The 22474-nt window shown below is 67.4% G+C and carries 24 protein-coding genes; 12 read left to right on the top strand and 12 right to left on the bottom strand.

Going from position 1 to position 22474, the window contains the following annotated elements; translation table 11 throughout:
- Positions 1-98: 98 nt before the first annotated feature.
- Positions 99-494, bottom strand: coding sequence for a MerR family transcriptional regulator (locus tag F5X71_RS07855; RefSeq protein ID WP_167461340.1), 396 nt, complete (start codon positions 492-494; stop codon positions 99-101).
- Positions 491-835, bottom strand: coding sequence for a hypothetical protein (locus F5X71_RS07860; protein ID WP_167461341.1), 345 nt, complete (start codon positions 833-835; stop codon positions 491-493). Before F5X71_RS07860 ends, F5X71_RS07855 begins: the two co-directional genes overlap by 4 nt.
- A 302-nt stretch (positions 836-1137) precedes the next feature.
- On the opposite strand from F5X71_RS07860, the gene thrS reads away from it, so the two are divergent.
- The 4 genes from thrS to F5X71_RS07880 all read left to right on the top strand — a co-directional run bounded on the left by thrS (position 1138) and on the right by F5X71_RS07880 (position 5047).
- Positions 1138-2355 (top strand): threonine--tRNA ligase, encoded by a 1218-nt coding sequence (gene thrS / locus F5X71_RS07865; RefSeq protein ID WP_167461342.1) that lies wholly within the window; start codon positions 1138-1140, stop codon positions 2353-2355.
- Positions 2356-2436: 81 nt separating this feature from the next.
- On the top strand, positions 2437-3081 hold the full coding sequence (locus tag F5X71_RS07870; protein ID WP_167461343.1) for a glyoxalase: 645 nt from the start codon (positions 2437-2439) through the stop codon (positions 3079-3081).
- A 34-nt stretch (positions 3082-3115) separates the two neighbouring features.
- Positions 3116-4066: an ADP-ribosylglycohydrolase family protein gene (locus F5X71_RS07875; protein WP_167461344.1), complete on the top strand. Its 951-nt coding sequence runs from the start codon at positions 3116-3118 to the stop codon at positions 4064-4066.
- A gap of 138 nt (positions 4067-4204) precedes the next feature.
- Positions 4205-5047 carry an alkylmercury lyase family protein gene (locus tag F5X71_RS07880; RefSeq protein WP_167461345.1) on the top strand — a complete coding sequence of 281 codons (843 nt, stop codon included), beginning with the start codon at positions 4205-4207 and terminating at the stop codon, positions 5045-5047.
- Between the two features lie 13 nt (positions 5048-5060).
- Here F5X71_RS07880 and F5X71_RS07885 read toward each other — a convergent pair whose 3' ends face one another.
- The 3 genes from F5X71_RS07885 to F5X71_RS07895 form a co-directional block, all read right to left on the bottom strand.
- The gene (locus tag F5X71_RS07885) at positions 5061-5660 is read right to left on the bottom strand and encodes a TetR/AcrR family transcriptional regulator (RefSeq protein ID WP_167461346.1); all 600 of its coding nucleotides are present in this window, start codon (positions 5658-5660) and stop codon (positions 5061-5063) included.
- Between the two features lie 36 nt (positions 5661-5696).
- Positions 5697-7481 carry an N-acyl-D-amino-acid deacylase family protein gene (locus F5X71_RS07890; protein ID WP_174817023.1) on the bottom strand — a complete coding sequence of 595 codons (1785 nt, stop codon included), beginning with the start codon at positions 7479-7481 and terminating at the stop codon, positions 5697-5699.
- 129 nt (positions 7482-7610) lie between these two features.
- Complete coding sequence (locus F5X71_RS07895; RefSeq protein ID WP_167461348.1) at positions 7611-8219, bottom strand: TetR/AcrR family transcriptional regulator; 609 nt, start codon at positions 8217-8219, stop codon at positions 7611-7613.
- A gap of 103 nt (positions 8220-8322) precedes the next feature.
- Between F5X71_RS07895 and F5X71_RS07900 the strand changes: the two genes are divergently transcribed.
- Together F5X71_RS07900 and F5X71_RS07905 are read left to right on the top strand one after the other, a co-directional pair.
- Positions 8323-8718 (top strand): nuclear transport factor 2 family protein, encoded by a 396-nt coding sequence (locus F5X71_RS07900; protein ID WP_167461349.1) that lies wholly within the window; start codon positions 8323-8325, stop codon positions 8716-8718.
- Between the two features lie 145 nt (positions 8719-8863).
- Positions 8864-10618 carry a flavin monoamine oxidase family protein gene (locus F5X71_RS07905; protein ID WP_167461350.1) on the top strand — a complete coding sequence of 585 codons (1755 nt, stop codon included), beginning with the start codon at positions 8864-8866 and terminating at the stop codon, positions 10616-10618.
- A gap of 16 nt (positions 10619-10634) precedes the next feature.
- On the opposite strand, the gene F5X71_RS07910 is transcribed toward F5X71_RS07905, so the two are convergent.
- Together F5X71_RS07910 and F5X71_RS07915 are read right to left on the bottom strand one after the other, a co-directional pair.
- Entirely contained in the window at positions 10635-11054 is a 420-nt protein-coding gene (locus F5X71_RS07910) for a nitroreductase family deazaflavin-dependent oxidoreductase (protein ID WP_167461351.1), read from the bottom strand.
- A gap of 109 nt (positions 11055-11163) precedes the next feature.
- On the bottom strand, positions 11164-11784 hold the full coding sequence (locus F5X71_RS07915) for a TetR family transcriptional regulator (protein WP_238815775.1): 621 nt from the start codon (positions 11782-11784) through the stop codon (positions 11164-11166).
- A gap of 200 nt (positions 11785-11984) precedes the next feature.
- Between F5X71_RS07915 and F5X71_RS07920 the strand changes: the two genes are divergently transcribed.
- Genes F5X71_RS07920 through F5X71_RS07930 form a run of 3 tightly spaced genes read left to right on the top strand, consistent with a single transcriptional unit; the run spans position 11985 to position 14593 of the window.
- Complete coding sequence (locus tag F5X71_RS07920) at positions 11985-13100, top strand: ferredoxin reductase (protein ID WP_167461353.1); 1116 nt, start codon at positions 11985-11987, stop codon at positions 13098-13100.
- Between the two features lie 20 nt (positions 13101-13120).
- The gene (locus tag F5X71_RS07925) at positions 13121-14269 is read left to right on the top strand and encodes a fatty acid desaturase family protein (protein ID WP_029894585.1); all 1149 of its coding nucleotides are present in this window, start codon (positions 13121-13123) and stop codon (positions 14267-14269) included.
- On the top strand, positions 14270-14593 hold the full coding sequence (locus F5X71_RS07930) for a hypothetical protein (protein ID WP_029894587.1): 324 nt from the start codon (positions 14270-14272) through the stop codon (positions 14591-14593).
- 17 nt (positions 14594-14610) lie between these two features.
- Here F5X71_RS07930 and F5X71_RS07935 read toward each other — a convergent pair whose 3' ends face one another.
- Positions 14611-15135 (bottom strand): DUF4254 domain-containing protein, encoded by a 525-nt coding sequence (locus F5X71_RS07935; protein WP_238815776.1) that lies wholly within the window; start codon positions 15133-15135, stop codon positions 14611-14613.
- A gap of 392 nt (positions 15136-15527) precedes the next feature.
- Between F5X71_RS07935 and F5X71_RS07940 the strand changes: the two genes are divergently transcribed.
- A complete protein-coding gene (locus tag F5X71_RS07940) occupies positions 15528-15848 on the top strand; it encodes a hypothetical protein (protein WP_029894591.1) in 321 nt (106 codons plus the stop codon).
- Positions 15849-15957: 109 nt separating this feature from the next.
- Here F5X71_RS07940 and F5X71_RS07945 read toward each other — a convergent pair whose 3' ends face one another.
- Entirely contained in the window at positions 15958-16623 is a 666-nt protein-coding gene (locus F5X71_RS07945; RefSeq protein ID WP_029894592.1) for a TetR/AcrR family transcriptional regulator, read from the bottom strand.
- Between the two features lie 132 nt (positions 16624-16755).
- On the opposite strand from F5X71_RS07945, the gene F5X71_RS07950 reads away from it, so the two are divergent.
- Both F5X71_RS07950 and F5X71_RS07955 read left to right on the top strand, forming a co-directional pair.
- Positions 16756-18813, top strand: coding sequence for a CocE/NonD family hydrolase (locus tag F5X71_RS07950; protein ID WP_238815777.1), 2058 nt, complete (start codon positions 16756-16758; stop codon positions 18811-18813).
- A 184-nt stretch (positions 18814-18997) separates the two neighbouring features.
- Positions 18998-19696 carry a DUF4389 domain-containing protein gene (locus F5X71_RS07955; RefSeq protein WP_051727625.1) on the top strand — a complete coding sequence of 233 codons (699 nt, stop codon included), beginning with the start codon at positions 18998-19000 and terminating at the stop codon, positions 19694-19696.
- Between the two features lie 36 nt (positions 19697-19732).
- Here F5X71_RS07955 and F5X71_RS07960 read toward each other — a convergent pair whose 3' ends face one another.
- The 3 genes from F5X71_RS07960 to F5X71_RS07970 are packed head-to-tail and all read right to left on the bottom strand — an operon-like array spanning position 19733 to position 22395.
- On the bottom strand, positions 19733-20722 hold the full coding sequence (locus F5X71_RS07960) for an ABC transporter ATP-binding protein (RefSeq protein ID WP_029894597.1): 990 nt from the start codon (positions 20720-20722) through the stop codon (positions 19733-19735).
- A 1-nt stretch (position 20723) separates the two neighbouring features.
- A complete protein-coding gene (locus F5X71_RS07965; RefSeq protein WP_029894599.1) occupies positions 20724-21548 on the bottom strand; it encodes an ABC transporter permease in 825 nt (274 codons plus the stop codon).
- The gene (locus tag F5X71_RS07970; protein ID WP_203218272.1) at positions 21541-22395 is read right to left on the bottom strand and encodes an ABC transporter permease; all 855 of its coding nucleotides are present in this window, start codon (positions 22393-22395) and stop codon (positions 21541-21543) included. The genes F5X71_RS07965 and F5X71_RS07970 overlap by 8 nt, the downstream gene beginning before the upstream one ends.
- Positions 22396-22474 lie beyond the last annotated feature (79 nt).

The following is a 22474-nucleotide window of genomic DNA, read 5'->3' on the forward strand; positions in this document are numbered from 1 at the left end:
CGCATCGCAGGTCGGTGAACGTGTGCACGCTTCCGTGGAACTCGCATGCTGTCGAGCGGGTAGCGATCCGGCGGCGCGGTGCGCCGCGCACCGTAGGGTCAAGCGGTGAAAGGCATTGGACAGGAAGGGTTCTCGCTACAGCCGACCAGGTCCGCGCAGCCTGCGGTGAGCATCGCGCGCAGCGTGTCGCGCACCTCGGTCAGCTCGGCGAGCTTCGCGTCGACCTCGACGAGCTTGTCCGCGGCGCGTGCCGGCAGATCGGTCCTGCCCCGTGGTTGGGCGTGCAGTAGCGGGGCGAGTTCGTCGAGGCGGAACCCGAGCCGTTGCGCGGCCTTGATGATCCGCAGGACGGTCAGCGCCTGCTCGGGGTAGCGCCGGTGCCCGCCCAGCGAACGGTCGGGGCGACTCAGCAATCCGCGTCGCTCGTAGTAGCGCAGGGTCTGCACATTCACTCCCGCCGCCGCGGCCAGCTCGCCCGAGCGCAGCCCGTTCATGCCGCGCTCGCCTGGGCGGCGAGGCCGTCGAGTACGTCGACCCGCGACGCCGGGACCTCGATGTTCAGCCACACCGTCTCCGAGTCCCGGGGCGTGAAGGTGAAGGTGAAGAACGAACAGCACCCGGACTCCCGCGCCGCGAGCTCCCGCGCGGTCCGCTCCGCGGCGGCGGCCAAGCCCAAGCGCAGCAGGGTGGGCGAACATCGCTGGACTGTCCGTACCGCCGCGGCGAACAGCGCGGCGAACTCGGCCTCGCGCAGCGGCTGTGCCGCGGTGGGCAGCGTGCACCCGTCCACCGGAGCCCAGGACCGTGCGGACCTGTCGTCCCGTTCGGCGACCATGGCAAACCTCCCGCACCGCAAGCGCCGATCGGCGCCGTGTCCTTCGATGCTAAGCCCGTACCGGGGTACCGGATGCAACCTCGAATCCGATCGCTCGGCGGCGGCCGCGTTGTCGGGGCAGTGCGAAATCCCCTTGTTCCGTACGAGTGACGGGTGTACCGTCCACCGCATGCAGCGCGCTTTGTGCACCACGACGCCGGACGACGTCCCGGCGCGCTGAATCTTGTTCTGAAGCTGAGCCCCGGGCGGATGCCCGGGGCTTTTCCGTGTGGTCATCCGTCTGCTATCCGGAGGAGACCCGCATGCACGACCATCGAAAACTGGGCCGCGAACTCGGCCTGTTCGACACCGACCCGCTGATCGGGGCCGGGCTGCCGTACTGGTTGCCCGACGGCGCGATTGTGCGCCAATGCCTGGAGGACTACATCCGGCGCGTCGAACGGCAGGCGGGCTACCAGCATGTCTATTCCCCGGCGCTGGGCAAGCGTGAGCTGTACGAAATATCCGGGCACTGGGCGCATTACCACGAGGACATGTACCCGCCGATGGACCTGGGCGGCGAGCAGGTCTTGCTGCGGCCCAGCCTGTGCCCGCATCACGCGGTGATCTATCGATCCCGCTCGCACAGCTACCGCGAACTGCCGCTGCGAATGGCCGAACTCGGCGCGATGTATCGCTCCGAATTGTCCGGCGTGCTGGGCGGTTTGACCAGGGTGCGGTGTATCAACCTCAACGACGCGCATATCTTCTGCACCCTCGATCAGGTCGCCGACGAGGCGGCGAACGCGCTCGCCCTGATCGGGTCCGCGTATCGAGCGATGGGTCTCAGCGCGGTGCGCTACCGACTTTCGCTGCCGGGCCCCGGCGGCAAATATGTTGCGGCACCGGACATGTGGGCGCGGGCGAGCAAGATCCTCACCGATGTGCTCGACCGGGCCCGCGTGCCCTACGAGTCCGCCGAGGGGGAGGCCGCGTTCTACGGGCCGAAGATCGACGTCCAGGTGCGCGATCACGCCGGACGCGAGTCGACCCTGTCGACCGTGCAGGTGGACTTCTATCAACCCGAGCAGTTCGACCTGCACTACGTGGGGGCCGACGGTGCCAAGCATCGACCGGTCATGGTGCACCGCAGCATCATCGGGAGCGTGGAACGTGCCGTCGCCCAGCTGATCGAGGAGCACGGCGGGGCGTTCCCGGCGTGGCTGGCCCCGAATCAGGTTGCCGTGCTGCCGATCTCGGCTGCCGATGAACCCGCCGCGATCGAGTTGCGTGCTCGGTGTGCGCGGGCGGGCCTGCGCGCCGAGGTCATCGGGGCGGACTCGGGGAGCCTGGCCGCCCGGATTCGGGAAACTCGGTCTGCGCCGTACCAATTCGTGCTCGGCCCGGCCGAGATCGCGGACGACGCCGTCGCGGTGCGGCTGCGGGGCGGACGCCGGCTGCCGGTGCAGTCCGCGCACGGCGCGATCGCGCATATCAGGGCACTGGTCGAAAGTCATGACACCCGGCTGTGGGCCGACTGACCGAGGGCCGGTGCCCGGTGCTCGCGAACCGATCAGGAATCGAGAAGCGCTGGTCACCGGCTCGCACATAGCGTTATCGACATGAACATCACCACTGAACAGACCACCATCGCCGCCGTCACCCTCGAGGTCACCGATCCCGCCGCCGCGGCGGTCTTCTACGACGCCGCGTTCGGCCTCGGCGACAAGCTGCGGGTGCGTGCCTCGGACGCCCCGACGAGCGGGTTCCGCGGCTTCATCCTCTCCCTGGTCGTTTCCCAGCCCAGCACCGTCGACAGCCTGGTCGACAGCGCTGTGCGGGCGGGCGCGACGATCGTCAAGCCCGCGAAGAAGAGCTTCTGGGGCTACGGCGCGGTCGTGCAGGCGCCCGACGGTGCGATCTGGAAGATCGCGACCTCGGCGAAGAAGGACACCGGCCCGGCCACCCGCGAGATCGACGAGTTCGTCGTGCTGTTCGGCGTGGACAACGTGAAGGCGACCAAGCAGTTCTACGCCGATCGCGGGTTGCCGGTCGGTAAGAGCTTCGGGAGCAAGTACGTCGAGTTCGCGGCGCCGTCCGCGGCGATCAAGCTGGCGCTGTACGGGCGCAAGGCCGCGGCCAAGGACGCAGGCGTCGCCCCGGAGGGCTCCGGTTCGCACCGCATCGTCCTCGCGAGCGGCCTGGGTTCGTTCGTGGACCCGGACGGTTTCGAGGGGGAGCCCACCCCGGCGCCGTCCGCGCAGTGAGCGCCTACTAGCGGCCTCGATGCACAGGAATTTGATGCTCGATTCGTTGGACGGGCTGTCGGTGGGGGATGCGCTGGGGTGGGAGTTCCCCATCATGCGCCGCTCGCTGCACGACGTGCGCACCGGCGAGCTCCCCGCCGGGCCGTGGCGCTGGTCCGACGACACCGAAATGGCCTGCACCGTGGTCGCCGAACTGGGCAGGCACGACCGAATCGACCAGGATCGGCTCGCGGCCGCGTTCGCCCGCAGGCTCGACCCAGCCCGCGACTACGGCTTCCTCGCGATCGCCACGTTGCGTCGCATCAGCGAGGGCGTGCCATGGCGGACGGCCGCAGGCGCCGCGTACGACCAGCAGGGCTCGTGCGGCAACGGCGCGGCGATGCGGGTCGCTCCGTTAGGGGCCTACTATGCCGGCGATCCGGAAAGGATTGTCGCCGAGGCGATCCGGTCCGCCGAGGTGACCCATCTGCACCGCGAGGGCATCCACGGTGCGGTGGCGGTGGCATTGGCCGCCGGCCTGGCCGCGCAGGCGCGCTCGGCCGGAACTCGCCCCGCCCCAACCGAATTCATTACCGCGGTGCTCGACCGAATGGACCGCGGCGAGACCACCGACCTGATCGCACATGCCCGCACCCTGCTCGGCGCCCCGGTGACTGTCGCCGCGGCCGAACTGGGGAACGGATCGCAGGTCACCGCGCAGAATACGGTCCCGTTCACGCTGTGGGTCGCGGCGACGCATCTGGCCGACTATCCGAGCGCGATCACCACTTGCCTTGCGGCAGATGGCGATATCGACACCACAGGTGCCATCGCGGGCGGGATCGTCGCCGCCTACACCGGCGTCGGCAACCGCGACGCCGCGATCGTGGGAGTGCCGCAGGCCTGGCTCGCGGCCCGCGAAGCGCTGCCCGGATGGTTCGACCTCACCCGTGCGGCGCGCCGGCGCGGGGGGCGGCTGCGGAGCTGGTTCGCCCGCACATCCTGACTGCGCCTCTCCCCGTCAGAACCGCACCTTCGTTGACATCTTCTGTTCCTCCGCGCATTATTGCGTGAACAGTGATTACAAAGTAATCAGTGATTGCACTAGGTGGGATGTCGCGACGGTGATCAGCAGGAGGTAGTGATGGCGGAGCTCACCGACCGTGCCAGACAGATCAGGCAGCGGATCATGACCCAGGTGCGGCTGGACGGGACGGCACCGACGCTGGCCGAGCTCAGAGCGGAGTTCGCGCTGTCGGAGGCGGAACTCGCCGCCGATCTGCGGGATCTGGAAGGGGCCATCTGCGTGGCGCGTCAGGATCGGGAGCACGCGGACAGTCCTGTATTCCAGGACGAGCCGCTGGCGCATCCGCAACCCGCGGTGGGGGAGCTGGTGTACGCGCGCCCGTTCGCGACGTTCGCGAACCACTACCGGGTCACGGTCGACGGTGTGCAGCGCTGGTATGCCGAATGCGCCGTCGAGGCCTGCGCGATCTCGGGACAGTTCCCCGGCGCGGAGGTGGTCGTCGAATCGGTGTGCAGGCAGACCGGGCAGCCGGTGCGTCTGGTCGGGCGCGACGGAGTACTGCTCGACTACGCGCCGCGGACATTGCGGGTGCACCTGGGGTATCCGCTGCGGGAGATGCCGCGCCGGGTGGTCGGATGGTGTGACTACAACAGCTTCTTCGCTTCCGAGCAGGCCGCCGATCAGTGGCGCCGGACGCATCCGGAGATCAAGGGGCTGACCCGTTCGCCCGAACAGATGGGCCGACTCATCACCGAATTGCTCGGCAAGGGCAGGCTGGATTACGACTACCAGCCCGTGCTGCCGCTGCTGTCGGTGCTGCGCGATTCGAGCAGGTTCGGGCTCGTCGGATTGGCGCGGCAAGGCTTTCCGCGCCCCGAAACATTCTGGCTGCCAACACTTCCGATGATCCTCGACTGGCGTCGGCGACTGGGCGCGTTCATTCGGTTGCGCTTGCGCTGAGGCGAACGGTGGGTCAGCTGGTCGGGCGGAGGGAGTCGATCATGGTGATGAGCAACTGGATTCGGCGTTCGGTCAGCTCCGGGTAGGGGCGGACGTGCCGGAAGAGGTGCTCGGCGTCGAACATGTCGCTGATCATGAACACCACGGTGGCGAAGTCGGCCGGATCGATGGCGGGATCCGGGTCCGTGGTCGCCACCGCGAGCTGCAGAATCCGCACGCCGTAGGTGAACAGCGCCGGTTGCAGTCCGGCACGTAGCTTCTCGTCGGTGCGAGCCGCCAGTTGCAGCTCGTAGATCGCGGTGTTGACGGTGTTGCCCGCGAGCTCGTATTGCAGGCGCAGCACCGTTTCCATGGTGCGCTCCTGCTCCGGAATGGCGGCGAACCGGGTCTCGAAGGCGTCGAGCTGGCGGCGGAACGCCTCCTCGGCGGTGGCGACCATGAAGTCCGCCGTGGTCTCGAAATGCCGGAACAGTGCACCGTAGGACAGCCCGGCCCTCGCCGCGATGGTCTTGACCGAGGCACGCGCGTAACCCTTCTCGCTGATCGTCGCGATGCTCGCGTCGATCAGCTTGGCGATGGTGGTCTCGCGCCGTTCGCGCTGGGTGCGGCTCATACGCGCGATCGTAAGGGCACGGTGCGCCGGAGCCGATCAGGAGACGACGGAATGGCGGACCTCGGCGGGTTTGCGCGCGGGCTGGTCGACCCGCAGGAACTGCCCGGTGCCCCAGTCGGTGCCGAAGCCTTCCGCGAATTGCCCTCGGCGATAGACGGTTACGCCGTTGACGACGGTCGCGGTCACCGCGGCGTCGTTGCGATTGACCATGCGGTTGAGTCCGAACTCCGGCATCGGGTGCTCGTGCAGGCCGTGCACGGACTGGTCGAGTCCGGCCGGGTCGATGACGACCAGGTCGGCGCGGTCACCGACGCGCAGGTGGCCGGCGTCGAGGCCGTACCAGTCGGCGAGTTCGCCGGTCAGCCGGTGGATGGCCTGTTCGATCCGCATGATGGGCTTGCGGCCGGCCTGCGCGGCTTGCACGCGTTCGAGCAGCCGCAGGTGATAGTTGTAGAACGCCATGTTGCGCAGATGCGCGCCCGCGTCGCCGAAACCCATCTGCACGCCGGGGTTCGTGGCGAGCTTGTCCAGGTACTTGCGCCGGTGGTTGGCCACCGTGGTGCGCCACCGCAGCCGGGCGCCGTACGCCACGACCAGGTCGAGGTAGGCGTCCACCGGGTGCAGCCCGCGGTCCTTGCCGACCTGCCCGATGGTCTTGCCGATCACGCTTTCGTCCGGGCAGGCGACGATGGTGGCGTCGAAGAAGTCGCGGTGCCAGATCCGAGGGCTGAACTTGTTGTCGTAGTCCTTGCGGAACCAGCGGCGATACTCCTCGTCCCGCAACAGTTCATCGCGCTCGACCTGGTCCTTGAGGTGCAGTGCCGCGGCGCCCGCGCCGAACTCCTCGAACACCACCAGGTCGATGCCGTCGGCATAGACGGTGAACGGCACCGGCAGGTGCTGCCACCGGAACTCGGTGCGCGCGAACCGGTTCAGCAGCGGCGCGGCGTAGAGCATGAAGAACACGATCGGCGGATACGCCTTCGAGTCCGCGGCCGACAGCAGCGAGGTCCGCAACGGCTTGCGGCCGAACAGCCCCGAGCTCGCCGCGAAGAACTTCCAGATGTTGGGCCGGAAGTTGATGGTCGGCGCGCTCTGCAGGATGCGGCCGCGCCTGCGCAATACCGCGTTGAGCGCCCGGAATTCCCGGCCGCGCGCGTAGGTCGAGGGCAGCGAGCGGGAACGGTAGATCTTGCCGTCGATCTTGTCCAGGGTATTGGTCATCGAGGACAACCCGAGGAAGCCCGCGTCGATGGCCTGCTCCAAAAGCGTTTGCATGCGGGCAAGTTCGTCCGCGCTGGGACGGGTGTCGCGGGTGACGGCCCGATCGAGGCCGAGCACGTGCGTCCGCAGATCCGAATGGCCGAGGAAGGCGGCCACATTGGGCCCCAACCGCAGTCGCTCCAGCGACGCGGCGTACTCGGCAGGCGTGCGCCAGTCGCGGTGGGACTCCAGGACACCGTGCACGGCGTCGCGGGGCACGGCCTCGACCCTGCTGAAGAAGTCCGCGCAGTCCTCGTTGGCGGCGAGGATGGTCGACAGCGAGCAGTTGCCGATGAACACCGTCGTCACGCCGTGCCGCACCGACTCCGAGAGGTCGGGTCGGGCAAGGAGTTCGGCGTCGTAGTGGGTGTGCACGTCGACGAAACCCGGTGCGACCCATTTGCCCTCGGCCTCGATCACCTCGGTGTCCGGGCCGCTCGGCAGCGGCTGTGCCGAGATCGCCGTCACGACGCCGCGCTGGATGCCGAGGTCGCGCCGCTGCGGTGGCGCGCCGGTCCCGTCGAACCAGAGTCCGTCTCGCACGATCATGTCGAACATCGCATGCCTCCTGGCCCGTTTCGCCCACGCTAACATAGATAGTGATTGATCACTATCTAAAATGGACAAATCAATGGTCCCGGCCGACTTCCGCTGGGAGCGCGCGGGCCTGTGCTGGACGGGTGTGGTCTAGGAATTGATCGCGAGGCCGGTGATCAGGTCTTCGATCACCGCGCGGACGGCGGCCGTGTCTTCGGTGGATTCCGTTGGGTGGGCGAGGATTTGGGCAGTCTCGTCGAGTGCGCCGACGATGATCAATGCCAGTGGGCGCACGGGTTGGGGGCGGATGCGTCCGGCGGCGATCGCCCCGGCCAAAGCGTTCTCGACCAGGCCGATCGTGTGGCGCAGTTCGATCTCGCGCCACCGCTGCCAGCCGAGCACCGCGGGGCCGTCGAGTAACGCGATGCGACGCACTTCCGGCGCGGTCGACGCCTGCAGCCACGCCAGGCAGCCCACGATCAGGCCGGCGATCGGGTCGGCGGCGCGGGCCTCGGCGACCGCGCTGCCGATCACCTCGACCAGGCTGCGCTCGAGATCCTCGAAGACCGCCTCGAACAGCTCGCGCTTCTCGCTGAACTGGTGGTAGAGCGCGCCACGGCTGACCCCGGCCGCCTCGGCGACCGCGACGGTGCTCACCGCGCCGTATCCGAACCGGCCGAACAGTTCTCGCGCGGCACGGATCACCGCCGCGCGGGTCGAAGCCGAGCGTTCGGCCTGGGTTCGTCGATCAGGGTTCATGGCGACGTAGCAGTCTAGCCACGCCGCCGCACCCCTTGACCGACGCGGCTGCGGTCGTGGAACATACAGTCAGACTGTTTGTATCTTAGAAGGATTCCGGCCCATGTCCGCTGACACCAAGGATCTGTTCGAGCGCTACCACGCCTGCTGGGCGGATCGCGATCCTGACCGCATCGTCGCGATGCACACGCCCGACTCGATTTTCCATCTGCACTCCGGCGGTGAGCCCGCGCACGGACGTGCCGAGATCCGCGCCGCCGCGGCGCAAACCTTCGCCCTGGTCCCCGATTTGACCTTCCATCTGATCAATCTGCGGGTGGGGGATGATTTCTGGGCGGTGCAGTGGAAGTTGTCCGGTACCTCGATCACCGGCGCGCCCGTCGACGTCGACATCGCGGACCTGGTCTTCGTAGCCGACGGCGCGGTGCGCGAAAAGCACACCTACATCGACGGCGTAGCGATGCAGGCCGCACTGGCGGCCCCGGCCGACATCGCCTGATCGATCCACCGCACCGTCGACGGACGAATCGCCCGGCCTACCGGCCGTGGCGGTGAGATCCGCTGGGGGCGGCGCGGATTCGGGTACCGTCTGCGGCCGTCACAACGGAGGCGAGGCGGCGCCCGCGGATCGGGGAGGCTGGGGAATGGGGAACGGCGCGGTGTCGCGGCGTCGAGTGCTCGGCGCCGCGCTGGCCTCGGGGGCGCTTGCCGCAGGCGCGTTCGCGACGACGCGGTGCGCGCCCGCCGCGTCGGTCGGGGGCAGCTCGCGCAGCGAATGGCTGGCCCGGCAATTGCTCGGGGTCGAGGCCGATGGATCCGACCTCACGTTGACCTACCTGAAGACGCTCGTCGACACCGGCCTGTCCGCGCCCGACCGGCCTAAGCGGATCGTCGTCGTCGGCGCGGGCCCGGCTGGGCTGAGCGCGGCGAGCCTGCTCGCCGCGGCCGGACATCGGGTGACGGTGTTGGAGGCCAACCGAAATCGTGTCGGCGGCCGGGTCAAGACGTTCCGGGGTGTCTTCACCGATCCGGCCCTGTATGCCGAGGGCGGGGCGATGCGGCTGTCCAGCGCGCAACCGCTGGCACTGGCGCTGGCCGACCGGCTCGGCCTCCGGCGCAGGCCGTTCTACAGCGCCGATGTGCACCCCGAGACCGCGACACCTGACACCCCGCCGGTGTTCTATCGCTCCTTCACCGGCGAGGAGTGGTCCAATGGACCCGTAATGCGTTACGTGCCACCGGCTCCGGCGGGCCGCGGCCTGATCCGGGTGAACGGCACCCTCGTCACGCGCGCCGACTACGCCGCGGATCCGGGCAAGGTGCACGCGGGCTTCGGGTGCGGGCTGCGCATCCCGAGTAGCGCCGCTCTCGATGCCGAACTACGCAAAGACGCCGTGGTGCACCGTGATTCGATCCAGCGGCAGGTCGAGAGCTGGACCGGACTGCTCGACACCTACGAGAACCATTCGCTGCGTGACTATCTGCGCGAGCAGGGCTGGTCGAAGCAGCAGATCGACGCGGTCGGCACGCTGGAGAACCTGACCGCCCGGTTGCGCCACAGTGTCGTCTTTCCGCTCGTCGACCACACCCTGATCCCGCCCGGCGCCACCTACTGGGAATTGGCGGGCGGCATGGCGACGCTCACCGACGCGCTGGCCAGACAGCTCGGACCGGCCGTGCTGCTGGGGAAACGCATGACCCGGCTGGAGCAGACCGAGCACGGCGTGCGGATCTGGACCACCGCGGAGTCCGGCGACGAGAGCACCGACGGCCGCCCGGTCGGTCCGGGCGAGTCGTTCGACGCGGACTACGCGATCGTGGCGATCCCGTTCCCCGCGGCGCGATTCTGCGCGTTCGACCCGCCGCTGAGCTACGCCAAACGCAGGGCGATCATCGAACTGCAGCACGACTCGGCGACAAAAGTGTTGCTGGAGTTCAAGAGTCGATTCTGGGAGCAGGGGCCCGCCGGGTTCCGCGGCGGGCGTTGCGTCAGTGACTCTCCGAACCGGTCCACCTATTTCCCTTCCCACGTAGCCGATTCCGACGGCGGTGTGGTGCTGGCGTCCTACACCTTCGCCGAGGATGCGATGCGCTGGGACGCGCTCACCGATGGTGAGCGCATCCACTTCGCCCTGGCCGGGCTGCGTGACCTGTTCGGCCGCCGCGTCGATGCCGAATTCACCGGTGTCGGTGTGACCCAGAGCTGGGCGCGGGCCCGCTACGCGCTCGGTGAAGCCGCCATGCCTGCACCGGGACAGCTCCACGAGCACCATCTCGCCGCTCGCGCGGCCGAGGGCCGCGTGCATTTCGCCGGCGACCACACCAGCCTCAACACCGCGTGGATCGAGGGCGCCTTGGAGAGCGGGGTGCGCAGTGCACTGGAGGTGCACCGGCGTTGACCGGCAACCGGCTTCGTCAGTTCGCCGCGATATCGGCGACGAACAGCTGGAGCCGCTTGCCGGTGGTCGCCGCGACGAGGCCGATCTCCAGGCGGGGCGCGAGCGGCAGTCTCGGTATTGCCGCGCTGTCGACGATGCGCGGGTTGGTGAGCCGGATGGCCGCGCCGCCGCGGCGCACCTCGGCGCCGCCCGCCGCGAGCACGTTGCGCGCCCAGTCGGTGGTGCCGTGTCCGAGCACCACGCCCAGTTTGCCGTCGATGCTGAACGTGCTGACCGGCGTCCGGTAGTGCTTGCCCGACTTGCGTCCCCGATGCTCGATCACCGCGAACGTTGTCAGGTGCGGCGCTAGGCGCAGTGCGAGCGGGTTCAGGTACCGGCTCTGCCAGCGACCGAACCAGGCTGGAAAGAACCGCGGCCCACGATCTTTCTGCGTCATGCGTCCTCCGTGCGCTGTCGGCCGGTGCCACGTCGCTGCCGAGCATAGAAGGCCCGCGCCCCGCCCGCATCCACCCCAGGGCGGCGAACGCGCCGCGAACGGGCCTGGCTCAGCGTTGTTTCGGGGGCGACCAGGCGCCCATGCCGAGGGCGATCAGGCGCATTTGCCGCACGGTGCGGTCGACGAGAAGTTCTTGCTCGCGCGGGGGCGCCGAGACGTAGGCGGCGATGCCGTCGGAGACCGTGGCGACCAGGAGGTCGGCGGCGATCTCGAGATCCGCGGGGGACCAGGAGTCCAGCGCGCGGATGCGGGAGAGGTCGGCGACGAGTTCGCGCACGATCAGTTGGATCTCCAGCGCGATGGATTTGCGCAGCGCCGCCGAGCCGCCGTGGCGTTCCCTGGTGAGGAAGCCGAACAGTTCGCGCTTCGGGTCGACCTGCGCGAACACGAACCGCACGGTGGCGGCGAGGCCGGCGTCGGGATTGCGGCGCACCTCGCGCAGCGCGAGGCGAAGGGCGGTGATCCCGTCGTCGACCAACGTCGCGCCGAGATCGTCGAGCGAGGCGAAATGCCGATAGAAGGCGGTCGGCACGATGCCCGCGGAACGGGCGATCTCACGCAGGCTCAGCGCGGCGAAACCGCGGTCGGCGGCCAGCGCCAGGGTGCCGTCCATGAGGGCTTGCCGCGTGCGCTCCTTGCGCTCGCCTCGGGTTGCTGACTGCTCGCTCATCACGGTGAGCATACATCCGTTCACCATTCCACTTATCCAAAGGTGTTGTTCGGGTCACATGTTTTGCCGGTTGACACCCGACCCCTGTCATCGGTCACACTAGTTTAGTGTACAGATGTGCACTGAAATTGGAACGCAACGCCGCAGGACCTGTGCCACAGCCCTGACGCAGGACCCCGACGCGGAGGTACGGAGAACGAATGGTGGATCTCATCAATCTGGTGCAGACCCTGACCACGCCCCATCCGCTGGACCGATACCTGGAACTGGTGCGTCCCACGCTGACCGCGCGGGAGATGCGCGCCGAGATCGTCGACGTCGACCGGTCGGTGCCGGGTTCGGTGACGCTGACCCTGCGCCCGACCCGCCAGTGGCGGGGTCATGTCGCGGGCCAGTACGTGCAGATCGGCGTCGTGATCAACGGCGTCCGGCACACCCGCTGCTATTCGCCGGTCGGCCCGGCGAGCGGGCGGGACAAGCAGCTGCAACTCACCATCAAGGCCCACCCGGAGGGGCTGGTGTCGCAGTACCTGCACCGCAACGCGCGGCCGGGACTGGTGGTCGACCTGGAGCCCGCCGCGGGGACGTTCCGGCTGCCCGACCGGCGGCCCGACCGAGTGCTGCTGATCAGCGGCGGCAGCGGGATCACGCCCGTGCTGTCGATGCTGCGTACTCTGGCCGCCGAGGACTATCCGGGCGAGGTCGTGTTCCTGCACTACGCGAAATCGCCCGAGGTGGTGCCGCATCGCGCCGAACTCGACGCGATCGCGCAGCGGCACAAGAACTTCCGCATCGAACTGCGGTATCCGTGGCGGTCCGACACGAGCAATGTCAACCGTAAGGCGCCGTGGGTCGACGTGGCTACCGCGGCCGCCAGCGGGTATTTCGACTACGACGAACTGGAGCGGGTGGCGCCGTGGTTCGCCGACGCGGAAACCTTTGTCTGCGGCCCGCAGTCGCTGATGGACGCGGTGTGCAAGATCTACCAGGCCGAGCAGCTCGACCAGCGGCTGCACAGTGAGGAATTCACGATCTCCCTCGCTCCGGTCGACGCCGAAGATGCCTACGGCACAGTGAGTTTCACCGCCACCGGCGTCACCGCGGACAACAGCGGCGCCACCCTGCTGGAACAGGCCGAAGCGGCGGGACTCACCCCCGAATACGGCTGCCGGATGGGAATCTGCTTCTCCTGCACGGCCGTTCGCCGTTCCGGTTGCACCCGCAACCTGCGCACCGGCGAGACCGACAGTGACCCGGATCAGCCCATCCAGCTCTGCATCAACGCCCCTGTGGGCGACGTCGCGATCGACATCTGACCGAACAAGAGGAGCAATCGATGACCATCCTCACCGAAACCGAAGACGGACCCCTGGTACTGAGCCCCGATCAGGTCGAAGAGCTCGGCCGGGCGCTGGACGAACTGCGCGCCAAGGTCGTCGCCGATCTGGGCGAGCGTGACCGCGAATACCTGTACTCGATCATCAAGGCGCAGCGTGGTTTCGAGATCGCAGGCCGCGGCCTGATGTATCTCGGCTTCCTGCCGCCGTTCTGGCTGGCCGCCGTCGCCGCGCTGAGTGTGTCGAAGATCCTGGACAACATGGAGATCGGCCACAACGTCATGCACGGCCAGTACGACTGGATGCGTGAGCCCGGCGTGAATTCCCGTGTCTTCGAATGGGATACCGTCTGCCCGGCGGACCAGTGGAAGCATTCGCACAACTACCTGCACCACACCTACACCAACATCCACAACAAAGACCGCGACATCGGCTACAGCATCCTGCGGATGGACGAGGCCCAGTCGTGGAACGTGCTGCGCCTGGGACAGCCGCTGTACGCCTTCGCGCTGATGGTGCTGTTCGAGTGGGGCGTGATGGGGCACGACCTCGAGGTCGAGAACATCGTCGCGGGCAAGCGGAAGTGGTCCGACATCAAGAAATTGGTGAAGGGGCAGTGGCGCAAGGCCGGCAAGCAGGTGCTCAAGGACTACGTGATCTTCCCGGCGCTGAGCGGCCCGCTGTTCTTCAGCACGCTCGCGGGCAACGTGACCGCCAACCTGGTGCGCAACCTGTGGGCCTTCTCGATCATCTTCTGCGGCCATTTCCCTACCGGCGTACAGACGTTCACCGAGGAGGAGACCGCCGACGAGACCCGCGGCGAGTGGTACGTGCGGCAGATGCTCGGCTCGGCCAACATCACCGGCAGCAAACTGTTCCACATCATGTCCGGCAACCTGTCGCACCAGATCGAACATCACCTGTTCCCGGACCTGCCCGCCGCGCGCTATCCGGAGATGGCGCCGGAGGTCCGGGCACTGTGTGAAAAGTACGGATTGCCGTACAACACCGGCCCGCTCGGTAAGCAGATCGGTTCGGTGTGGCTGAAAATTTTCAAGCTCGCACTGCCGCCCGGCTTGGTCAAGAGCGAGCCTTCTCCCGGTGTTATCGTGATGCGTCAGCGAAAGGCAAGCGAAGTGGGCGTGTGAATGATTGGGAAATTCGAAAGCAACAAGGACCTCATTCAAGAATTGACGTCCTCGGGTGCGAAGCATGTCGGCAATATCGCGAGCATCATCGCGGGCACGGTCGCGGAGGTCACCAAGGAGATCGGTGAGTGGATCACCGACGGGATCGAGATGCGGGAAGCCGCCGCGGCCGCGCGCCGGGACGCGGCGGCACAGCGCGATCTCGATCTCGACGATGATCTCGCCCCGCCGGCCGCCGAAGCGGTGGTGAAAGATCCGGTAGCGACCGAGGCGCCCTATGTGGACGCCGAAGTGGTCGAGCCGGAGCCCGGCGAGACGCGCTGATCAACCCGTCGCGCTGATCACCACACCGGCAGCCTGCGCCGGTGCTCGGTGACGTCGGTGATCAGGTCGCGGTATCCGTCGGTCAGTTCGGCGAGCCTGCACCATTGCAGGTGGGCTTCCCCGTCCACCTGCACGCGGTGCGCCTGCTGCGGCGTCGTTCGTAAAGCTTGTTGTGCCGCAATCCATTTCGCCGCCAGTCGATCGATGACCGCGCCGAGGGTCTCGGTGTGCAGCGAGGCGCCGCCGCGGTGCTCGACGTTGCCTGCCACCCAGCTGTCGATGCGCGCGACGAGCTCGGCCCGGTGCTCGTCGATGTCCTCGATGAGCTGACCGCACGCGACCACGCGGCCGGTGGTGACCCCGGGCGCGTGCGCGGCTTCGAGCGCATTGTGCCGTCGCTCATGGCATTCGACGAGTTCGCGGGCGGCGGTGAGCACACTGTGCTTACGGTGATTCGGCTCGTTTCGGAAGGCGCGCAACAACTCCGCGGGTGGTGGCAACTCTTCGATGCCGATACGGACGCCTGCGTATTCGGTAGGCATGTGCACACCCCTGCGGTCACGATCCAATTCTGGATGCGCCAGGGCCGAGGGGGATTTCGGGGAGGGGCACCCCTCGGCTCCGGCGCAGCCCCGCGCTCGGACGTCACCCCCACAGTCCACCAGCACGGCAAAGAAACCGGGAAATCCGCGACGATGCGATGAGGAAGACGGCCCGAGAAATCGGGACTCTTTCAGGAAAGCGCGGTTGTCGAATCCGCGCAATAGTATGGTGTACAAATCTATCCGGCGCCGATGAATCGTTATGATCCGTCACGGAGCGGTCACATGCGGATACCGTCGCAGTTTCCGACATCGCCACCTCAGTTCATGGGCAGCAACCGGTTCGGCGCGGCGGCTGCGGGCCGCCGTGCGATCGGCTAGCCTCGATATTCGTGCCTGCCTACGTGTCATCGCCCGAGCTCACCTTCGGGTTCATGTTCGCGCTGGAAGACCCGGAGCGAATCGGCGAGGTAGTGCGCACCCTCATCGTGCGCAAGACCGTTTCGGTGTTCCGGCTCGCCCGCCTGTCCGACGACGACGGGCCGCCGGAGCGCTACGTGGTGAACTGGGCCGCGATACCGCAGATCTCGATCACCACCGAGGCCCCTGACCCGGACGAACTGCAGGCGCAGCGCATGATGCTGGTGAACGCCTTCCTCAGCGAGGACGGCGAAGTGAGCCTCTATTCGGCGCAGGGCACCGGTCCCGGGTGAACGTGGCGCCCGCCGCGCACATTTCGTCGTCCCGCGTGCGTGTCAGCCGACCGACACGCACGCGCCGTACGAAACCTTGCGCGGCACCCGTGGCGGGCACTGGGTGTGCCTAGTCCTGGCGCCAGTCCGGTACGCCGAACAGGGCCATGGTGATCTGGTACAGATGTGCACCGAGATCTGGTAGCGCCTGCGCCCCAGGGCCGTCCAGGCAGTCGCGGATGCGGTCGTCCACGGCGCCGATGAGCGCCTCGAAGATATCGGGCGGGACGTCTACCGGGATATCGCCCGCGGTGCGGCCGATCCGGAAGGCGGCGTGCATGCGGTTGGCGAGCAGCGTTTTCATCGCCCGCCGCTGCTGCGCGACGATCGGCCCGGCCACCAGGCACTCGATGTGCAGTGCCCGGGCGTAGACGCCGTTTTCGGATAGCACGCGCAGGTAGGTCTCCAGCGTCCGGCGGATCAGGACCCGCCATTCCGAGCGCGGCGTGGCCTGCACGCTGGTGTCGAGTTCGCCGAGCACCAGGTCTACCGCGGCCTCGAAGGCTTCGGTGAAGCAGTCGTCGCGGCCGCGGAACAATTCGTAGAAGGTGCGCCGGGAGACGCTGGCGCGAGCCACGATATCGCCGACTGTCGTTGCAGCATAGCCGCGTTCGGCCACCGCCTCGAGCACGCCGAGATACATCCGCATGCGTTGCGAGTGTGCGACCGCCTCCGGCGCCAGGCCGTGGGTGCCGCGCGGTAGGCGGCCGCGGTCGACGCCGGCCTCGAGTCCCATCCCCTGAGGGTAGTCACCTTCCAGCTGGTGACCCAGCTCATAATTGCCTATCGGGTGTGGTCCCGGTTACTCTCGCATTCGCTTTGGGTACGGCAATGTTTTTAAGCGGGTCTGTCAGGAGGTTCGATGTCGATGAGGACAGTTCGCCGTGTCGCAGCACGGGCCGGGGTCATGGTGGTCGCGGCCGCCATGACCGCGCTATGGGTCGTGCCGAGCACGGCCGTCGCCGAGACGCCGCCCGACGGCGGTGAACTCGCGCAGGCCTGGCTCGCCGCGCACGACGGCCCGCCGAAATATCCCGGACCGGTGCACATCGACTTCGACGTGCCGGTCACCATGAGCGACGGGACGGTGCTGAAGGCGAACATCTATCGTCCGGTGGACGCGGCGGGCCGGATCGTGGACGAACCGCTGCCGACCATCGTCAACCTGACCCCGTACACGAAGTTCGTCTCGCTGCTCGCCGATCTCGCGCTGAACATCCCGGTGCTCTCCGATGCGCTGATCGAGCTGGTGAATCGCTTCGACTTCGGTGGCACGCCGTTCGACTCGATCACCGATCTCACCAGGGCGCTCAGTGGCGGCGCCGCACGGACTTTCGGCGCGGATCGAAAACTGGTGCAGCAGGGCTACACCTACATCGTCGCCGACGTGCGCGGGACCGGGTACTCCCACGGTGACTGGAAGTTCTTCCAGAGCCGGGAAACTCAGGACACCTTGGAAATGATCGACTGGGCGAGCAAGCAGCCGTGGTCGGACGGCAATATCGGTATGTCGGGTATCTCGTACTCCGGTATCAACCAGTTCAAGGCAGCCGAGCAGAACCCGCCCGCGCTCAAGGCCATATTCCCGGTAGAGGGCAGCACCGATACGCTCACCGATGTGGCTTTCCCCGGCGGGGGACTGGGCTTGTTCGGTCCGCTCTACATCGCGGCGGTCGATCTGATCTCGAATTTCCCGGACCCGGTCGGTATTGCGCTCGGTCACCTCGACCTGAAATGGCTGATGGATCGGATCCAGACGCCGCTGGAATTCTTCGACTACATCCTGATGGCGTTGTCGCTCACCGTGGACTCGGTGCCGGAACCGCTGAAACAGCAGCTGTTGCCCGGCAGCCCGCTGCGGTCGGCGTTCACCGACAGTCATCCGGAACAGATTCGGGTGCCGGCCTTTGTCTATGGCGGCTGGCACGACATCTTCGCCGCGTCCAGCGCACGGTCGTTCGACGATATTCCGTTGCCGCCGGAGAAGAAGAAACTGATCATGGGCGACACCTATCACTTCAACCCGGGTTCGGGCCTCGGCAACCCGGGGCGGCCGCCGCGTCTGGACGTGTTGCAGATGGCGTGGTTCGACAAGTGGCTCAAGGGAATCGACAACGGGATCGACCAGTACGGGCCGGTCGCACTGTGGCAGCAGGGCGGCGGCTGGACCACTACCTCCTCGTTCCCGCGCCCCGGCCTGGATCACCAGCGGATGTACCTCTCGCCGGTCCGTAGCGGCACCGCCAACAGTGTCTACGACGGTTCGCTGACCGCGCAGACGCCCCGGGACGCCGCACGATTGACGGTGTCGCCGGTCACCGGGATCACCTCGCTGTGCTCGCGCGACGCGGCGGTCGAGTCCGCGGGCGTCATCAGCCTGGCCAACTTCTGCGGCCGCGACGACCGCATCCACGAGTCGGGCGGGCTCACCTTCACCGGGGCTGCGGTGACCGAGCCGACCGAGCTGTCCGGACCGATCACGGTGCACCTCAACACGATGTACGACAACATCGAGGGCTACTGGGCCGTCAGCGTGAACGATGTTGCGCCGGACGGACAATCGACCGTGCTGGCCAGCGGGCAGCTCGCGGCGTCGCTGCGTGCGGTCGACGAGGAAAAGAGCGAAAAGGACGCGGACGGCGACTACACCCGCACGGTCTACAAGCTGACTCTCGCCGATCGGCAGACGCTGGTGCCGGGGCAGCCGACCACACTCGATGTCGCGGTCAATCCGGTCGATGCCGTGCTCGCGCCGGGACATCGATTGCGCGTCAACGTCTTCGCGAGCAACTTCCCGCGCGGCTTCCTGCCGCCGCCGCTGCTGTTCGACGGTGGCATCGGCAACGCGCTGGCACCGCAGCATCTGGTGCTCGATCCCGCCGCGCCCAGCTTTGTGAACGTGCCGACGAGCAGGCCGCTGGGCTGACCTGATACCGGCGCGCCGCAGCGGACGATCGCGGCGGCCGATAGGCATCTCGCCGCCGCGCACATCTATTCGTCGGCGTGTCGATATCAGATCGTGGCGTTCGCGCACTTCGCGTACGTGACAATCGATGCAGGTCGCATTTGTTTGCGGCGTGGATCGAAAGCATCTGAAAGGGGCGTCGATCATGGAACCCGAAAATCCCGAGATTGCCGCGAAAGCGGTCGACGCGGTCGCTCCGATTCGTGTGCGCGGTGATCTGGATCCGGAACTGTCACGCTGGATGTGGTTGGTGAAATGGATTCTCGCCATTCCGCATTACATCGTGCTGTTCTTCCTGCACATCGGTTATATCGTGCTCACGATAGTCGCGTTCTTCGCGATTCTGTTCACCGCCAGGTATCCGAAGGCGCTGTTCGACTTCAATGTCGGTGTCATGCGCTGGACGTGGCGGGTGGAGTTCTACGCGCTGTCGGTGCTCGGCACCGACAAGTATCCGCCGTTCAGCCTGCAACCGAACGCGGAGTACCCGGCCGATCTCGAGGTCGACTACCCCGAGCGGCTCAGTCGTGGCCTGGTGCTGGTGAAGTGGTGGCTGCTGGCCATTCCGCACTATCTGATCCTGGCCGCGATGATGACCGGTGGCGCGACGTTCGCGATGAGCGACGACGACTCCTGGTACGGCAGCACGAGCATCCCCCTGATCAGCATCCTGCTGATCGTCGCGCTGCTCGGCTTGCTGTTCACCGCCCGGTACCCGCAAGGCGTGTACGACTTCGTCCTCGGCATCAGCCGCTGGAGCATCCGAGTGCAGGCCTACGCCACGCTGATGCGCGACGAGTACCCGCCGTTCCGGCTCGATCAGGGCGCCCGCGAAACCCGCTGACGACCGAGCACCTTCGCACCGGATCCGCCCGCTGGTTCAGCGGGCGGATTCGTATATCCGCCGCACCACGTCTTCGATTTCGGGCTCCTCGATGGACAGGTCCCGCACCTCGGCGCGCTCGGAGACCAGCGCGAGCAGCTGTGCGGCGGTGGTCTGTTCCGGATCGAAGGCCAGCCGCTGACGCATGCCGCCGCCTTCGGATTCGAGCAGCTGCGCGCACGGCAGATCGTCGAGATCCGGTGTGGGCTCGGCCAGATCGACGACGAGGACGCGGCGCGCCCCCACCGTCGCGGCCAGCCCGGTCAGTGACCCGTCGTAGACCAGGTGTCCGTGATCCACCACGAGCACTCGGCCGCACAGTCTTTCGATGTCGCCCATGTCATGGGTGGTGAGCAGCAGCGTGGTGCCGCGCTCGGCGCGCTCGGCCCGCAGGAACTCGCGCAGGCGTTGCTTCGACAGCACGTCGAGTCCGATCGTCGGCTCGTCCAGAATCACCAGTTCGGGGGAGTGCAGCAGGGCCGCGGCCACCTCCGCGCGCATGCGCTGTCCCAGCGAGAGCTGGCGTACCGGCGTGTCCAGCGTCTCGGCCATCTCCAACTGCTCGACCAGCTCGTGCTCGCGTTTGCGCGCGGCATCGGGCTCCAACCGGTGGATGGCCGCGAGGATCGAAAACGATTCGCGCAGTGGCAGATCCCACCAGAGCTGGGAGCGCTGCCCGAATACGACGCCGATCCGGGCGGCCAGTTCGCGCCGCTGCCGGACCGGTTCCAGCCCGCAGGTGCGCACGCTACCGGCGGTGGGCACCAGGATGCCGGTGAGCATTTTGATGGTCGTGGATTTGCCCGCGCCGTTGGCGCCGATATAGCCGACCGCGGCGCCGCGCTCGATCCGGAAAGTCATGCGGTCCACCGCGGTCAAGGTCTCGCGTCGCCGCCGCCATCGGCGACCGTCCTTGCGGGACAGGGTGAATTCTCTGGTCAGGTTCTCGATATCGATGATGGCCTCTGCCGCATCGGAATTCGCCATGTCAGCCGCCCCCTCCTTGGTAGTGCCGGGTACCGAAGCGCCAGAGCACCAGTGCCAGCAGCCACACCCACAACACCGCGAGCGGGACGAACCACGCCAGCCAGGCGGGCAGCAGCGGCGGGCCGGGCAGCCCGAGCAGCGCGACGGTTGGCAGGTAGGCCGTGAACGACACCGGAATCGCGAAGCCGAACAGCAGCCGCAGCGGTGTCGGAAAGACCGCGGCCGGTTGGACCGCGGCGAACGAACCGCCATAGGTGAAACTGTTGGTGAGTTCGGCTCCGTCGATCAGATAGAACTGTAATCCCGCCGCGCACACGAAGATCCCGCCGAACAGCGCGACGCCGCTCACCAACGTGACTACGATCAGGGCGAGAGTCGCTGGGCCCCAATCGATATCGTTGCGCAACAACCCGAAGCCGAGCACCACGATCGCGACCGCCGCCCGGGCGAAGCGGCGCAGCGAGATATCGCTCGTGACCAGTTGCAGCAGCAGCGGCTGCGGGCGCAGATGGTAGGCGTCGAGCTGGCCCATCCGAATCAGTGTCGGCAGCGTGTCCAGATGACCGAACAGGACCTGCGCCAGGGCGAAGGTCGATTGCCCGAAGCCGAAGAGCAGCAGCGCGGCGTTCAGATCCAGCCCCCCGAGCACCCGGACGTTGTGGAAGATCACCCACACCTCGGCGAATTCGACGAGGCCGATCAGGAACGCGCCGAAAACCTCACTGGCGAAAGACAACCGATAGGACCGCTGCGCGCGGATCCGAGAGCGCAGCACCGCCGCGTACGGGGTGAACCAGGTGCCCGCGGCGGCGCTCGGCTCAGCCACCCTGCACCTCCAGCTTGCGTCGGCCCGCGGCCAGCAGCAGCCGCCCGGCCAGGCCGACCAGCAGCACCCAGAACACCTGCACCGCGAGCACACCCACCGCAGCCGAGCCGGTCGTCCGGCCGGACAACACGTCGATCGGGGCTTGCAGGATGGACGGAAACGGCGTCGCCTGCGCGATCGTGCGCAGCCAGAGCGGGAACATGTGCACCGGCACGAAGAGCCCGGCCAGAAACGTGCCGCAGATCTGGTACACCACCCGGATGCCGCGGGTCTCGACCACCCAGAAACCGATCAGCGCGACCACGAACAGGCAGAGGAACGAGAGGGCAACGGCGAGCAGCACACTCACGGTCCCCAGCAGGTAGGGGCCCGGGGTGGTCGGCATCGCCAGACCGAAGGTCAGTACGCCGATCAACACGCTCGGCACCCCGCGCGGCAGGATCGTGCACGCCGCGCGCCCGATATCGCCGGCCAGATAGCCGAGCTGGATGTCGACCGGACGCAGGAAATCGATCGCGATGTCGCCGTTGCGCACTCGATCCGACAGGTCGAGCGGCGGCCCCATGAACTGCAGCGCGCCGAGCAGCCCCTGCGACAACCAGACGTAGGCGCCGATGGAACCCTCGGTGTAGCCGCCGAAGTCGCCCGCCGCCCGCACCGCGGCCAGCATTACCGCCGCCCGCACGAATCCGAACACGCAATTGGTGAACAGTCCGGCGAACATCGCCAACTTGTACTGGGACTGCCGCCGAAATCCGGCCCGCGCCAACTGCGCGTATACCGCGATGACCCGCCAAGGGTGCCCGGTCGCAGCGACTTGCCCGTCCCCCTCCACACTGCCGTGCACAAAGAGTCAAGCCTAGTGCCTCCGGCAACTCGAGGTAACCCCTCGCCGAAGCAATTCGACGAAGTGCCGGGCCAGCGCA

It is taken from the genome of Nocardia brasiliensis, from assembly GCF_011801125.1.
Lineage (GTDB): Bacteria > Actinomycetota > Actinomycetes > Mycobacteriales > Mycobacteriaceae > Nocardia > Nocardia brasiliensis_C.

Bases quoted from the DNA above. Each gene is read 5' to 3' on its own strand.
- F5X71_RS07855 (WP_167461340.1), bottom strand. From the start codon at position 494: ATGAACGGGCTGCGCTCGGGCGAGCTGGCCGCGGCGGCGGGAGTGAAT.
- F5X71_RS07860 (WP_167461341.1), bottom strand. From the start codon at position 835: ATGGTCGCCGAACGGGACGACAGGTCCGCACGGTCCTGGGCTCCGGTG.
- thrS (WP_167461342.1), top strand. From the start codon at position 1,138: ATGCACGACCATCGAAAACTGGGCCGCGAACTCGGCCTGTTCGACACC.
- F5X71_RS07870 (WP_167461343.1), top strand. From the start codon at position 2,437: ATGAACATCACCACTGAACAGACCACCATCGCCGCCGTCACCCTCGAG.
- F5X71_RS07875 (WP_167461344.1), top strand. From the start codon at position 3,116: ATGCTCGATTCGTTGGACGGGCTGTCGGTGGGGGATGCGCTGGGGTGG.
- F5X71_RS07880 (WP_167461345.1), top strand. From the start codon at position 4,205: ATGGCGGAGCTCACCGACCGTGCCAGACAGATCAGGCAGCGGATCATG.
- F5X71_RS07885 (WP_167461346.1), bottom strand. From the start codon at position 5,660: ATGAGCCGCACCCAGCGCGAACGGCGCGAGACCACCATCGCCAAGCTG.
- F5X71_RS07890 (WP_174817023.1), bottom strand. From the start codon at position 7,481: ATGTTCGACATGATCGTGCGAGACGGACTCTGGTTCGACGGGACCGGC.
- F5X71_RS07895 (WP_167461348.1), bottom strand. From the start codon at position 8,219: ATGAACCCTGATCGACGAACCCAGGCCGAACGCTCGGCTTCGACCCGC.
- F5X71_RS07900 (WP_167461349.1), top strand. From the start codon at position 8,323: ATGTCCGCTGACACCAAGGATCTGTTCGAGCGCTACCACGCCTGCTGG.
- F5X71_RS07905 (WP_167461350.1), top strand. From the start codon at position 8,864: ATGGGGAACGGCGCGGTGTCGCGGCGTCGAGTGCTCGGCGCCGCGCTG.
- F5X71_RS07910 (WP_167461351.1), bottom strand. From the start codon at position 11,054: ATGACGCAGAAAGATCGTGGGCCGCGGTTCTTTCCAGCCTGGTTCGGT.
- F5X71_RS07915 (WP_238815775.1), bottom strand. From the start codon at position 11,784: ATGAGCGAGCAGTCAGCAACCCGAGGCGAGCGCAAGGAGCGCACGCGG.
- F5X71_RS07920 (WP_167461353.1), top strand. From the start codon at position 11,985: ATGGTGGATCTCATCAATCTGGTGCAGACCCTGACCACGCCCCATCCG.
- F5X71_RS07925 (WP_029894585.1), top strand. From the start codon at position 13,121: ATGACCATCCTCACCGAAACCGAAGACGGACCCCTGGTACTGAGCCCC.
- F5X71_RS07930 (WP_029894587.1), top strand. From the start codon at position 14,270: ATGATTGGGAAATTCGAAAGCAACAAGGACCTCATTCAAGAATTGACG.
- F5X71_RS07935 (WP_238815776.1), bottom strand. From the start codon at position 15,135: ATGCCTACCGAATACGCAGGCGTCCGTATCGGCATCGAAGAGTTGCCA.
- F5X71_RS07945 (WP_029894592.1), bottom strand. From the start codon at position 16,623: ATGGGACTCGAGGCCGGCGTCGACCGCGGCCGCCTACCGCGCGGCACC.
- F5X71_RS07950 (WP_238815777.1), top strand. From the start codon at position 16,756: ATGAGGACAGTTCGCCGTGTCGCAGCACGGGCCGGGGTCATGGTGGTC.
- F5X71_RS07955 (WP_051727625.1), top strand. From the start codon at position 18,998: ATGGAACCCGAAAATCCCGAGATTGCCGCGAAAGCGGTCGACGCGGTC.
- F5X71_RS07960 (WP_029894597.1), bottom strand. From the start codon at position 20,722: ATGGCGAATTCCGATGCGGCAGAGGCCATCATCGATATCGAGAACCTG.